This window comes from Hathewaya histolytica, assembly GCF_901482605.1.
In the GTDB taxonomy this organism is placed as follows: Bacteria; Bacillota; Clostridia; order Clostridiales; family Clostridiaceae; genus Hathewaya; species Hathewaya histolytica.
In genome coordinates, this window is sequence record NZ_LR590481.1 from 2,017,640 (window position 1) to 2,032,035 (window position 14,396).

Consider the following 14,396-nt stretch of genomic DNA (forward strand, 5'->3'; position numbering starts at 1 on the left):
ACCCCCCTATTATTGACGTAATCGTGGATCTAAGGCGTCATTTAAACCATCTCCAAATAGGTTAAAGCACAACATAACTAAGCTAATAAATAAACAAGGGAAAAACAACTGATAAGGATAAAATTGTAGCTTAGATTGTGCAGCAGATGCTAAAGCTCCCCAACTTGTATTAGGTGATTGAACTCCCAAACCTATATAACTTAAAAATGCCTCATAGAATATAAATGATGGTACTGAGAAAGTAATATCAACCATTACCAATCCAAAAGTATTTGGAAGTAAATGTTTTATAATAACTCTTGAAGGTTCTGCACCTAAAGATTGAGCCGCAAGGACAAATTCTTGTTCCTTTAGCTGTAGTATTTTTCCTCTTACAATTCTTGCTGTACCTATCCATGAAGTTAAAGAAATCGCTAGCACTAAAGAAAATATACTTCTACCAAGAACTACAGATAATAATATAGTTAAAACAAGATTTGGTAAACTTCCAAGTACTTCAATACATCTCATCATTATATCATCAACTAATCCACCATAATATCCAGAAACACCACCATAGGCACATCCAATAACAGCCATTAATACTGTACAAATTATAGCTATTAAAATAGATACCCTACCACCTTGACACACTCTAGCAAATAAATCTCTTCCCACATTATCCGTACCAAACCAATAGGTAGCACTAGGTCTTAAATTTTTAGCCGATGTATTCATTTTTGTAAAGTCTTTTGTAAACATTGGGCCAAAAGCCGTAAGTAATATTATTAACAATAAGATTATACCCGCTACAATAGCAAGCTTATTTTTCTTTAATCTTCTCCACGCATCTTGAAGATATGTTAAACTAGGTCTTAATATCTTTTCTGATTCATCTCTATCTATGCCAACAATCTCAAATTTCTCTGGAGTTAGTTCGAGATCATTATTTTTTTTGGTTATTACTTCTGCCATGATGTTCCCCCCTATTATTTACTCTTTTCTTGTCCAACCCTTATTCTTGGATCGGCAATACCATAGAAAATATCTACTAATATAAGAGCTATAATGTAAGTAATTGCTATAAATATAGTTAATCCCATTATCATTATATAGTCATTACTATTAATAGCTGTAACATAGTTATCACCTAAACCTGGAATTGAAAATATTCTTTCTATAACAAATCCACCCATAAATATACCCATTATAGCAGGTGCTAAAAAAGTAATAATAGGAATTATAGCATTTCTAATAACGTGCTTAGTTACTAAGTCAAATTTTGAAACACCCTTCGCCTTAGCTGTTATAATATAATCTTCCCCTATAACACTAAGAGTACTATTTCTCATAAATTTACAGTAACTGGCCATTCCTCCAAAAGATACGGCAATAGCTGGTAAAATTATATTACTGAATTTCCCCCACCCAAATATAGGTACAAGTTTTAATTTTATAGAAAATACATATTGTAGTAATGATGCAAGTACAAACCCGGGAACACAAATCCCTAATATAATTAATACCCCTATGGCTTGGTCAACCCAAGTACCACGTTTAAACGCTGCAATAACACCTAGTGTAACACCAAATAACACTTCTAAAAGTATAGCTAGACCACCGTAAGTCGCTGATATAGGTCCATGTTTTGATATTATTCCTGATACAGTCCTTCCTTCATAAATTAAAGATTCTCCAAGGTCGAATTCGAAAACAAGTTTTTTCATATATCTAAAATACTGTTTGTAAATAGGAAGATCCAAGCCATGCTTATGCAAATATGCTTGTTTCGCTTCTGCTGGAAGATTTTTAGCCCCGTCAGCCATTGGATCACCTGGTTTTAAATGAATAAGGAAAAATGTTAATGTAATAATAACAAGTGTAGTAAAGATTCCATATCCAAGTCTTTTTAGAATAAATCTAAACATTAAATACTCCCCCCTAAAATATAATATAAGTTATTAGTTTATTTTAATTATTAATTAAACTCTATTATTTTAATTAATAATTTAAATCTTTTGTAAATATAATGAAAACGTATTCTAGTTTTATAAAAAATTATACTTAAAAGTTATTATTATGAAATTATATTAAATTATGATTAATATTATGATTCAACTTACTAAAACTAGTCTAAACCTTTTTATACTTTTTGAATATTTTCTAAAATAAGAAATTTAGAAATTCATTAATTTCAAATTTCACACATTATATATTTTTAATATAATGAAATTTCAGACATAAAAAGTTATAACATACCTTCTTACATATTTTATTAAATGCAAATGTTATTTTACAATTGATACTAATACTTAGTTTTATTCTTTTATTAATTATAATATAATAAATTATATTATTTGTACATGAAAATTTAAAAGATTTTTAATTTAATTATGATATAAGCATTTAATTATTTTAATTTTGAGAAAATTCTCAAAAGGTTAGTTAAATAAATTATTATTAATATTATACACACTTTTACACAGAACACATATATCCAAACAAGTACGAAATATAGAGTTATATTTAACTATTCGTAGATATATATATATTAACCTTATAAAAACGTATTTATCCAAGATTTATGGCATTAAATCAAAAAAAATGGGGTTTCCCCCATTTTAATATAGATGACACGCAACTAAATGATCTTTTTTAACTTCTTTTAGCTCAGGTGTCTTTTCAAAACATTCTTTTTTTGCATATTTACATCTTCCTGCAAATCTACAACCTTCTCCAGGATTTATAGGACTTGGTACTTCTCCCTCAAGTGGGATCCTTTCCTTAGTCCTTTCTATTTCTGGATCAGGAATTGGTATTGCAGATAACAATGCTTTAGTATATGGATGCAATGGCTCTGCATAAAGCTCTTCACTTCCTGCAAGTTCTACTAAATGTCCAACATACATAACTCCAACTCTATCAGATATATGCTTTACCATTGAAAGATCATGCGCTATAAACAGGTATGTTAAACCTAACTCTTTTTGTAGTTTTATTAATAGGTTAACAACTTGTGCTTGTATAGAAACGTCTAATGCCGATATAGGCTCATCACAAACTATAAATTCTGGTTCTATTGCTAAAGCCCTTGCTATACCTATTCTTTGTCTTTGTCCTCCAGAGAATTCATGTGGAAATCTTGATGCGTGTTCTTTATTTAATCCTACTAAGTTTAACAGGTGATATATTCTATTTGTTCTTTCTTGCCCTTTATAAAGGTTATGAATATCTATTCCCTCACCTATTATGTCTCCTACAGTCATTCTTGGGTTTAATGAAGCATATGGGTCTTGGAATATTATTTGTGCTCTTCTTGTAAACTCTTTCTTTTCTTTCTTGTTTAGCTTATGAACGTCTACTCCATCAAATAATACTTCTCCCTCTGTGGCATTATATAATCCCATAACTGTTCTTCCGCATGTTGTCTTACCACAACCTGATTCTCCAACCAAACCTAAAGTTTCACCTTTTCTAATGTTAAAACTTACTCCGTCCACAGCTTTTAAAATAGATTTAGGTCCAACCTTAAAATGCTTTTTTAAGTTATTAACAACAATAAGGTTATTATCCATTTCTATTCCCTCCTTTCCTTAATTACCTTTGGCACATCCACTTTTGGTGCATATGGATGCTGTAGCCAGCAAGATGCCTCATGAGTATCTGATAACTTTGTAGTATCTGGCATAGCTTGTTTGCAGATATCCATACAATAATCGCACCTGTCTGCAAAAGGACATCCAACAGGAGGTTTAATTAAATCTGGTGGTGTTCCCCCTAAAGCATATAATTTTTCTTTATTACCAGTCTCTAGTCTAGGAACTGATTGAAGTAAGGCCCAAGTATATGGATGCTTAGGATTATAGAATATTTCATCCGTAGTTCCTCTTTCTATAACTTGCCCTGCATACATAACTTGAATTTTATGAGCTACATCTGCAACAACCCCTAGATCATGTGTTACTAATATTACAGCAGTTCCAAGCTTTTTTTGAAGATCTCCAATAAGATCCATAATCTGTGCTTGTATAGTAACATCTAGTGCTGTAGTTGGTTCATCTGCTATTAATATCTTAGGATTACATGCTAGAGCTATTGCTATCATAGCCCTTTGTCTCATACCACCTGAGAATTCATGAGGGTATTGTTTAGCTCTCTTGTCAGCATTAGGAAGACCTACTAAGGTTAACATCTTAATAGCTTCTTCTAAAGCTTCTTTTTTCTTCATTCCTCTATGGATAATAAGACTTTCAGCAATTTGCTTACCAACTGTCATAGTAGGATTTAATGAAGTCATTGGATCTTGAAATATCATAGATATTTCTGATCCCCTTAAATTACGTAATTCATTTTTACTCATGTCCAAAATATTTTTTCCTTCAAATAATATTTTAGATCCTTTTTTTATCTCTCCTGGAGGTTCTGGAATAAGCCTCATAATTGCTTTAGATGTTACTGTTTTACCACACCCTGACTCACCTACCACAGCCAAAGTTTCACCTTTATTTAATTCAAAACTTACACCTCTAACGGATTTAACTTCTCCAGCATAAGTATGAAAAGATACTTCTAAGTCTTTAACTTCTAATATTTTATTCATTTTCCTCATCCTTCCTACTGACGTAATTTGGGATCTAGAGCATCCCTTAATCCATCACCAAGCAATTGAAAAGATAGCATAGTTAAACTTATCATTAGTGATGGGAATAGTAATTGATAAGGATAAAACATCATATTAGGCTGTGCTGTTGCTGCTAATGCTCCCCAACTTGTTTTAGGAGATTGTATTCCTAGTCCTATAAAACTCAAGAAAGCTTCTCCAAAGATAAATGATGGAATATCAAAAGTAATAGAAACTATCATTATACCTAAAGTATTTGGAAGTAAGTGTTTTTTTATTACCCTAGCTGAATTAGCACCTAAGGCTGTAGCTGCTAATACATACTCCTGTTCTTTAACCTGTAAAACTTGCCCTCTTACAAGCCTTGCCATTCCACACCATCCAGTAACAGTCATTGCTAATATTAAAGAAAACATACCTTTACCAAATATAAGGGATACAAGTATTACAACTATTAAATATGGAATACTGATAAGTATTTCAACAATTCTCATCATTATATCATCTACAGTACCACCAAAATACCCTGAAATACCACCATATATTGCACCTATTACAGTATCAATAATAGCTCCTATAATTCCTATTATTATAGAAACTCTTCCACCTCTCCATACCCTTGAAAACAAATCTCTTCCTAAATTGTCTGTCCCAAACCAATTTTGAGATGATGGTGACATATTTATCAATTCATTATTTGTCTGTGCAAAATTTTTTCCTGATATAGTTGGACCTATTATAGTCATAATTGTAATTATAGCTAAAACTATTAAAGCTAATATAGCAATCTTATTTTGCTTTAACCTTCTCCATGCATCTTGCCAGTATGTCATACTTGGTCTTAATATTTTTTCTGAATATCTCTCATCTTTTTCTATAAACTTAAATTTTTCTTTAGTTATATCTATTTTATTTTTTGTTATTTCACTCATGAAAGAACCTCCCCTCATTATTTTGAACTTGATGATAATCTAATCCTTGGATCAACTAAGCCATATACTATATCAACAACTACTAAAGCTATTATATAGAGAGATGACATAAATATGGTTTGTCCCATTATCATCGTAAAGTCTCTATCATTAACTGAGGATACAAAGTATTGACCTAGACCTGGTATAGAAAAAATACTTTCTATAACAAATGAACCTATAAAAATCATAGCAATTTGAGGTCCTAATATAGTTATTGCTGGAAGTATTGCATTTCTAATAACATGCTTTACGATTAAAGATATTTTTGATACACCTTTCGCTTCAGCTGTTATAATATAATCCTGCCCTAAAACATCTAGACAGTTAGCTCTCATATATCTAGCATAAGTTGCTATAGAACCAAAACTCATAGCTATTGTTGGTAAAATAGTGTGTTTAATTTCTCCCCAACCTGTACTTGGTAGTATCATAAATTTAACCGTGAAAAAATATTGTAACAATGCCGCTAGGACAAAACTTGGTATAGAAATACCTAATATAGCTAGAAACATTACTACATAATCTGGAACCTTGTTCCTATTAAATGCAGCGATTATACCTAAAGTTACTCCAATAACAAATCCCATTAAAATAGCTTGGATACCTATCCTTCCAGATATAGGTGCATAATTTTTTATTGTCTCACCTACAGATCTTCCTGGATAAGTTAAGGATTCACCCAAATCTCCATGTAAAACTAAATTTTTCATAAATATTCCATATTGAGTTGCAACAGGTTTATCTAGTCCATACTTTGCATAGTAATTTGCTTTTATTTGTGGAGGTAAATTTCTTGCAAGGCTTGCAAGAGGATCTCCAGGAACTGCATGTATTAAGAAAAAGGTTATAGTTATAGTAATATATAGCGTTAAAATCATATATCCTAATCTTTTAAGAATAAATTTACCCAATTTTACACCCCTCCATTTTATCTAAAACAGCAGTATCAAAGATACTGCTGTTTTAATTTTCTATCTTCCTTTAGTATAGGCGTATTTGAATTCTACAGTACCAAATAAAGGAACCATTATATTTTTAGCATATTTTCTTGCGTAAGTTTGTCTCATTCTATATATAGAAGGAGATACAACAGCTTCATCATATAAAAGAATATTCTCAGCTTCTTTAAATGCCTCGACTCTTGTTTTCTTATCTACAGTACTTCCTGCTTTATTTATAAGTTCGTCATACTTCTTATTTGACCATCCTGTTGATACTACCCCAGCACTTGAAGTAAACATATCAAAGAAAGTCATAGGATCGTTATAATCTCCAGTCCAACCCATACCAGCTAATTGATAGTTGTTTTCGTCAGTTCTTTTTTGGAATATTGGCCACTCAACATATTCTACTTTTGGATTTACACCTAATACTCTTTTAAAGTTTTGTTGTTCAAATTCTGCAAATTCTTTAGCTCTAGCATCTGTTCCTGATTGAAGAATTGTTAAATCCATTTTTGCAGGATCTTGATCTGCACCAATTTCTTTTAATCCTTCTACTAATAAAGCTTTAGGATCTTTGTTTTCTTCCTTTAATTTCTTTATAGGATCATTAGTAACTATATTTCTAAATTCTTCACCTTCTATTTGAACTTGAGGTGGACACCAAGCATAAGCAGGTGTAGCTAAGCCTCTAAATAAAGTTTTAGCTTGCCCTTCTCTATCTTCTGCTAAAATAAACGCTTTTCTAATTTTAGCATTTTTAAAGTACTTATCCTTTTGATTGAAGAACTTATAAACCGTAGCTCCATCATATCCTTTAATTACATCAAATTTTCCTGTATCATTAAACTTCTTAACCCAGTCTGGGTGAGTAACTGCACCCATATCTAATGAACCATTAAATAACTCACTCATTCTTGATGGTTCTTGAGCTATAATTTTCATAGTAACTTTTTCAAGTTTAACAGATTTAGAATCCCAATATTCTTTGTTTTTAGTAAGTTCTACCTTATTATTATGAGTCCAATTTGAAATTACAAACGGTCCTGAGAAAACCATAGTATCTTTTTCTGTTCCGTATCTATCTCCAGACTTCTCTATTATATCTTGTCTTTGAGGATGCATAACTTTAAAGTAAGTTAAGTCCAAGAAATATGCACAAGGTGATTCTAAAGTAAATTTTATAGTTTTATCATCTACTGCTTTTACTCCTAGCTCCTCATTTTTTACTTTCCCCTTGTTAAACTTTTCAGCATTCTTAATTGGATATAATAGGAACGCATAAGGTGAACCTGTTTTTTGTTCTAAAGTTCTTGTAATACCATAAACATAATCTTTTGCTGTTACAGGTTTACCATCACTCCACTTATTATCTCTTAAATAGAATGTCCATTCAGTACCCTTTTCATTCTTTTCCCATTTTTCTGCTCCAGCAGGTTTTACTACATCTTTACCATTTTCTTGTTCAACTCTTGTTAAACCTTCCATTACTTCATTTAGAACTTGAGATGAATAACTATCAGAAGCTTTAGATGCATCGAGTGATTTAGGTTCAGCTCCTAAAACTACATTTAAATATTGTTCTTTATCCATTTCTCCTTGTTGGGCTGTATTTTCAGAGCCTTTACTTCCGCCACATCCTGCTAAGACTGCAGATGCTAATAATGATACGGAAACAACAGCTGATAATAACCTTTTACTCTTCATTTTATTTCCCCCTCATCAAAATCTATATTTTATATATTACCTTACAACTTCTTAATTACGACATTTTAAGACACATTAAGACATATTAAGTATATTTTAAAATAGGTACGTTTTTAAATTTAAGAATCTTTTTATGAAAATTAAAATATTTATTACATTCATTATTAACCATTTACAAAACTTTTCTTAGGATATCCTTTGTTTTAACACTTTAGTAACACTCTTTAAATTGCAATTTAATTTATGTGTTAATTTAGTTTTCTAAAAACTCACATGTAAAAGTATTATTAATAATATATCACCTCAAATTTTCTTTGTCAATTTATTTTTTTATTTTTTAAATCATATTAAACTTAGAATTTAGTGTATGCATTTATTTTATTATGCTTTTTCTTATAATTACTCTGCTTTTATAAAGTTATCACATTACATTGAATAAATATTCAGTTTTTTTATAATTTTTTGCATATTGAATAGCATATTTGTATGCACTTATTATTTTGCAAGCTTAAATTTATTATTTATATCCACTGATATAAGTAGATTTATAAAATTTATTATAGAAAACAATTTCTATATATCATTTTTTAATATTAAATATTTTTTCATAATATTCTTTATTATACATATATTATTTTTTTATAAAATGTTAGATATAACCTAATTTAAATTCATTTATGAATTTTCAAGGATATGTAACTTGCATTTTTCTGCAAGTGTTATATTTTTTTCTATCAAGCAGTAGATTTTATACATATAATATTCTTATATAGAAAACTATATAAATTTTATATGTTAAGTTATATAATATAACTAAGAAATAATTTAGGAGGGATTTTATGAATCTTAACGTAGCAGTTGTTGGTGCAACAGGTATGGTTGGAAGACAAATTACTAATATATTAGAAGAAAGAAACTTCCCTATAGAAAATATATATTTTTATTCTTCTAAAACATCTGCTGGTACAACTATGAAATTTAGTGGAAAAGAAGTTTTAGTTGAAGAATTAACTGAAGATAATGTTAAAGATAAAAAAATTCATATTGCTTTATTCTCTGCTGGAGGTTCTACCTCTTTAGAGTTTGCTCCAATCTTCACTAAATATGGTACTGTGGTTGTAGATAATAGTAGTGCTTGGAGAATGAATCCTGAAGTACCATTAATAGTACCAGAAGTTAACCCTGAAGATATCAGCTGGCATAAAGGTATTATTGCTAATCCTAACTGCTCTACAATACAAGCTATGGTGGCCTTAAAACCAGTTCATGATAAATACGGAATAAATAGAATAGTATACTCCACATATCAAGCTGTATCTGGTGCAGGAGTTGCTGGAGAAAATGACTTGATAAATGGTTATAAGGGAGAAGAACCTAAAAAATTCCCTTACGCTATAGCTGGTAATATGTTACCTCAAATCGATGTATTCATGGATAATGGATATACAAAAGAAGAAATGAAAATGATTGAAGAAAGTAAAAAAATACTTCATGATTCAAATTTAAAAATCACAGCTACCACAGTAAGAGTTCCTGTAGTACATGGTCATAGTGAGAGCATAAATGTAGAACTTAAATCTAGTTTTGATTTAAATGAAGTTTTCGAATTATTTAAAAATGCTGAAGGTGTAGTCCTACAGGATGATATAAAAAATTTAATCTACCCAATGCCAATTGTAGCTGCAGGTACCGACCCTGTATACGTAGGTAGAATTAGAAGAGATTTTAGCTTAGAAAATGGTCTTAACTTATGGGTTGTTGCAGATAATATAAGAAAAGGTGCAGCATTAAATACAATACAAATAGCTGAATTATTAATTCCTACTATTAAATAGAAAAAGGAGTCGAAATTTATGTCATTATTTAAAGGTTCAGGAGTTGCATTAATAACTCCATTTAATAAGCAAGGCGTAGATTACGGAAAGTTGAAGGAACTAGTAGAGCTACATTTAAATTCTTCTACAGATGCGATAATAGTATGTGGTACAACTGGTGAAGCTTCAACAATGACTGAAACTGAGAAAAAAGATACTATAAAATTTGTAGTAGATTTAGTAAATAAAAGAATTCCTGTCATAGCCGGAACAGGTACAAATAACACAGTTACTTCTATAGAAATGAGTAAATGGGCTGAAAGTATTGGTATAGATGGATTACTTGTTATAACACCATACTATAATAAAACTACTCAAAAAGGTTTAATAGAACATTTTAAAGCCATAGATAGAGCTGTAAATACTCCAATTATTCTTTATAATGTCCCTGGAAGAACTGGTATGAATATACTTCCTGAAACTATTTTAACTTTATGTACTGAATGCAAGAATATAACTTCTATTAAGGAAGCTAGTGGAGATATTAGCCAAGTAGCAAAGATAAAAGCTCTTTGCAAAGATAAGATTGATATCTACTCTGGAAATGATGACCAAATAATACCAGTACTATCTCTTGGAGGTATAGGTGTTATTTCCGTACTTGCTAACGTAATTCCTAAAGAAGTGCATGATATGGTAATAAACTATCTTAAGGGAGATACTGAAAATGCATTAAAATTACAGTTAGATTATTTAGCATTAACTAATTCTCTTTTCATTGAAACTAACCCAATTCCGGTTAAAGCTGCCCTAAATCTTATGAATAAAGGTGTAGGAGCTTTAAGACTTCCTTTATGCGAAATGGAAGATAAAAACTTAAAAGTCTTAAGAAAAGAATTGGAAAACTGTAACTTAATTTAGGAGGGAAATAATGATAAGAATTATTTTAAGTGGATGTTCGGGCAAAATGGGGAGAATGGTAAGCGAATGTGCTAAAAAAAGTTTAAATTCTTCCATAGTTGCTGGTATAGATTTAAATAAAAATACTACCTTAGATTATCCTGTATTTAATAATATTGAAGATTGTAATGTAGATGGTGATGTAATAATAGATTTTTCAAGACCAGAAAGCCTAGATAGTTTGATCAAATATTCAACGGATAAAAAAACTCCTATAGTAATATGCACTACAGGATACTCAGAAGAACAACTAAAGGAAATAGAATCTCTAAGCTCAAAAGTTGCAATTTTTCATTCAGCTAATATGTCAATAGGTATAAACTTAATAAATAATTTGCTTAGACAAATAAGTGATAAATTATTTGGAGACTATGATATTGAAATAATTGAAAAACATCATAACCAAAAAGTTGATTCACCTAGTGGTACTGCTTTACTACTTGCAAATACTATAAAAGATTCTATAAAGGATGATACAGAATTTGAATTTGGTAGAGAAGGACTTAAAAAAAGAGAGAAAAAAGAAATTGGTATCCATGCTATAAGAGGTGGTAATATCATAGGTGATCACACTGTAATATTTGCTGGAGAAGGAGAATGTATCGAACTTACTCACAAAGCTATCTCAAGAGAAGTCTTTGCAATAGGTGCTATTAAAGCTGCTGAATTTTTATATAAAAAAGAACCTGGAATATATTCAATGGATGACTTAGTATACCTATAGAAATTGAAATGCCTTCCAATTTTATGGAAGGCATTTTTTTATATACTATTCAATGCTTTATATATATTATTTAAAGCTTTAGATAAAATATTACGTGAACACGCAATATTCATCCTCATAAATCCTTTTCCGTCTTCTCCAAAACTTATACCAGGCTTTAAAATTAGTTTACATTTATTTATAAAAAAATCATGTAATTGTTCATCATCTAAATTTAATTTAGAGCAATCAAGCCATAAGAGATATGTTCCTTCAGATTCTACAGGATTTATCTTGGGAATATGCTTTTTAAAAAATTCTATAGCATAATCCTTATTGTCTTCTATATAAACAAGCAATTCTTCTAAATATTCCGCTCCCTCATTATATGCAGCCTCTAATGCACATGTCGCAAAGGCATTTGGACGAGCTGTCAAATTATCTTCAATAATATTTGTAATTCTATCTCTTATTTTTTTATTTGGTACTATTAAATTAGAGACTTGAATTCCTGCTAAATTAAAAGTTTTCGTCGGTGCTGTAGCTATAATCGCATTATTCATTATCTGCTCATTTAAATTACCTAGGGATATATATTTTTCTCCCTTAAAAATCAAATCACTGTGAATTTCATCTGAAATTATGGTAATGTCATATTTTAATAGAATTTCACATAATCTTTCTAATTCTTCTTGTCTCCATACTCTTCCTACTGGATTATGAGGACTACATAGTATTAGAACTTTTGTCTTATTTGTTATCTTTTTCTCTAAGTCTTCAATATTCATATAATATTTCTCGTTACTACAAATAAGAGGATTTTCTACCACCTTACAACCGCATGCTTCAATTATTTTACGAAATTTAGGATAAACAGGTGGTTGTATTATAACTTCATCCCCCTCTTTCACTATACCTTTCAAAGAAAAATAAATCCCCTGAACAACGGTAGGTGCAAATAAAATCCAACTTTTTTCTATATCTACATTATGTCTTTTTTTATTCCAGCTTATAATAGATTCATAATAAGAATCAGGAATACAATTATAACCAAATACACCTTCTTTTATTTTTTCTTGTATAGCATTGCTAATAAAATCTCCTACTTTAAAATCCATATCAGCAATGGATAAGGGAATTAGATCTTCTCTTCCGAATTCATTTTTAATAGTATCCCATTTTTCGCTGTTAGTTCCCCTTCTATTTATAACCTCGTCAAAATTATACATTAAAGATCACACTCACTCTCGCATAATCTAAGAATTATTATATAATAAGTATACTTATGATTTTAATACTAGTAAATGTATATGTCTAATAGAAAATAATTATAAATTACAAAATTATAATAACTTATAAAAAATTTATATACTTTGTTTTGCTAGAAATTTTTCAACTCTATTTAAAGCATTTGTAAGCTCCTCTATAGAATAAGAATATGATATTCTAACATGCCCCTCCCCTTTATCACCAAATGCAACTCCAGGAATTATAGCAACTTTTTCTTCCTCCAATAATGATTTACAAAATTCAAAACTGTTATTACTGTATTTTTTAATGGATGGAAACACATAAAAAGCACCTTTAGGCGTAATTACATCTAAGCCCATATGATTTAACCTACTACAAAGGAAATCTCTTCTTTCTCTAAACTTTTCTGTCATAAGCTTTACATTATACATAGAGCTTTTTAACCCCGCATAAGCTCCCCATTGTGCTATGGACGTTGCTGATGATACCCCATATTGATGAACTTTTATTATATGTTTCATTAAATTCTCATGTGCACAAATAAATCCCACTCTAAGCCCTGTCATGGAAAACATTTTAGAAAAACCTCCTATTATTATAACTTTTTCCTTTATATCTTCATATTGAGCTAAAGAAAAATACTCATTTTCATAATATATAGATGCATATATTTCATCTGATAAAATTATAATATTTTTATCTTTTACCAGTTCGTAAAGATCTTCCTTTGTTTTCTTATCTAAAATAGCTCCTGTTGGATTTGTAGGAAAAGATAATACCAATATCTTAGGCTTTTCTACTTCAATAAGTTCCTTTAAATTATCAATATCTATGCTAAAATCTTCTTTAAGATGATAATTTACCACCTCTCCTCCTGCTATCTTTACGCAACTCTCATATGCTGGATATGCTGGACTGGGAATTAAAACCTTATCACCTTTTTCTATTAAAGTTAAAAAAGTAGAATTTAAAGCTTCACTACCCCCTACTGTTACACATATTTCCTCTTCATTATAGGTTATATCCATGGTATTTAAGTATTTACTAATCTCTCTTCTTAATTCTATAATGCCATTATTAGATGTATATCTAGTCTTATTCTCATGTATAGCATATATCATGGCTTCTTTTATTTCTTTTGGAACCTCAAAATCTGGCTCTCCTAAAGTTAAGGAAATGGCACCAGGAACTTTTAACACTTCATTATAAAATTTTCTTATACCAGAAATCTCAATTTCTCTTATATTTTTAGATATAAATTCTTCCATTTCATCACCTTAATTCTTAATACTATATATTTAGTATTGTAACTTGAAAAACCCTCTATTTCAATAAATTTTATATTTATGTTGCTCATTCCACTTAAAATGATGTAAAATAATATATAGTTTAAATTTTTATTATTGTGTTAAACTAATTATAAATTTAAAGTTCCATGAAAGGAGT

At 29.9% G+C, this 14,396-nt stretch carries 12 protein-coding genes; 3 read left to right on the forward strand and 9 right to left on the reverse strand.

The features are described 5' to 3' along the window. Positions 1-9: 9 nt before the first annotated feature. From FGL08_RS09795 to FGL08_RS09825, 7 genes are all read right to left on the reverse strand, one after another. A complete protein-coding gene (locus tag FGL08_RS09795) occupies positions 10-954 on the reverse strand; it encodes an ABC transporter permease (protein ID WP_138210615.1) in 945 nt (314 codons plus the stop codon). A 14-nt stretch (positions 955-968) separates the two neighbouring features. Next, positions 969-1,907: an ABC transporter permease gene (locus FGL08_RS09800; RefSeq protein ID WP_138210616.1), complete on the reverse strand. Its 939-nt coding sequence runs from the start codon at positions 1,905-1,907 to the stop codon at positions 969-971. Positions 1,908-2,600: 693 nt separating this feature from the next. Beyond that, positions 2,601-3,554, reverse strand: a complete 954-nt coding sequence (locus FGL08_RS09805) for an ABC transporter ATP-binding protein (RefSeq protein ID WP_138210617.1) — start codon at positions 3,552-3,554, stop codon at positions 2,601-2,603. A gap of 2 nt (positions 3,555-3,556) precedes the next feature. Continuing rightward, positions 3,557-4,579 (reverse strand): ABC transporter ATP-binding protein, encoded by a 1,023-nt coding sequence (locus FGL08_RS09810; protein ID WP_138210618.1) that lies wholly within the window; start codon positions 4,577-4,579, stop codon positions 3,557-3,559. 14 nt (positions 4,580-4,593) lie between these two features. After that, complete coding sequence (locus tag FGL08_RS09815) at positions 4,594-5,532, reverse strand: ABC transporter permease (RefSeq protein WP_138210619.1); 939 nt, start codon at positions 5,530-5,532, stop codon at positions 4,594-4,596. Positions 5,533-5,549: 17 nt separating this feature from the next. Continuing rightward, on the reverse strand, positions 5,550-6,485 hold the full coding sequence (locus FGL08_RS09820; RefSeq protein ID WP_138210620.1) for an ABC transporter permease: 936 nt from the start codon (positions 6,483-6,485) through the stop codon (positions 5,550-5,552). A gap of 60 nt (positions 6,486-6,545) precedes the next feature. After that, a complete protein-coding gene (locus tag FGL08_RS09825; RefSeq protein WP_138210621.1) occupies positions 6,546-8,222 on the reverse strand; it encodes a peptide ABC transporter substrate-binding protein in 1,677 nt (558 codons plus the stop codon). An 839-nt stretch (positions 8,223-9,061) separates the two neighbouring features. Here FGL08_RS09825 and FGL08_RS09830 point away from each other — a divergent pair. The 3 genes from FGL08_RS09830 to dapB are packed head-to-tail and all read left to right on the forward strand — an operon-like array spanning position 9,062 to position 11,720. Then, positions 9,062-10,057: an aspartate-semialdehyde dehydrogenase gene (locus FGL08_RS09830; protein WP_138210622.1), complete on the forward strand. Its 996-nt coding sequence runs from the start codon at positions 9,062-9,064 to the stop codon at positions 10,055-10,057. Positions 10,058-10,075: 18 nt separating this feature from the next. Beyond that, entirely contained in the window at positions 10,076-10,957 is an 882-nt protein-coding gene (dapA, locus tag FGL08_RS09835) for a 4-hydroxy-tetrahydrodipicolinate synthase (protein WP_138210623.1), read from the forward strand. A gap of 10 nt (positions 10,958-10,967) precedes the next feature. Next, positions 10,968-11,720, forward strand: a complete 753-nt coding sequence (gene dapB, locus FGL08_RS09840; protein ID WP_138210624.1) for a 4-hydroxy-tetrahydrodipicolinate reductase — start codon at positions 10,968-10,970, stop codon at positions 11,718-11,720. 38 nt (positions 11,721-11,758) lie between these two features. Here dapB and FGL08_RS09845 read toward each other — a convergent pair whose 3' ends face one another. Together FGL08_RS09845 and FGL08_RS09850 are read right to left on the reverse strand one after the other, a co-directional pair. Further along, positions 11,759-12,928 (reverse strand): MalY/PatB family protein, encoded by a 1,170-nt coding sequence (locus tag FGL08_RS09845; RefSeq protein ID WP_138210625.1) that lies wholly within the window; start codon positions 12,926-12,928, stop codon positions 11,759-11,761. A 135-nt stretch (positions 12,929-13,063) separates the two neighbouring features. After that, positions 13,064-14,218, reverse strand: a complete 1,155-nt coding sequence (locus FGL08_RS09850; protein WP_138210626.1) for a pyridoxal phosphate-dependent aminotransferase — start codon at positions 14,216-14,218, stop codon at positions 13,064-13,066. Between the last annotated feature and the right edge of the window lie 178 nt (positions 14,219-14,396).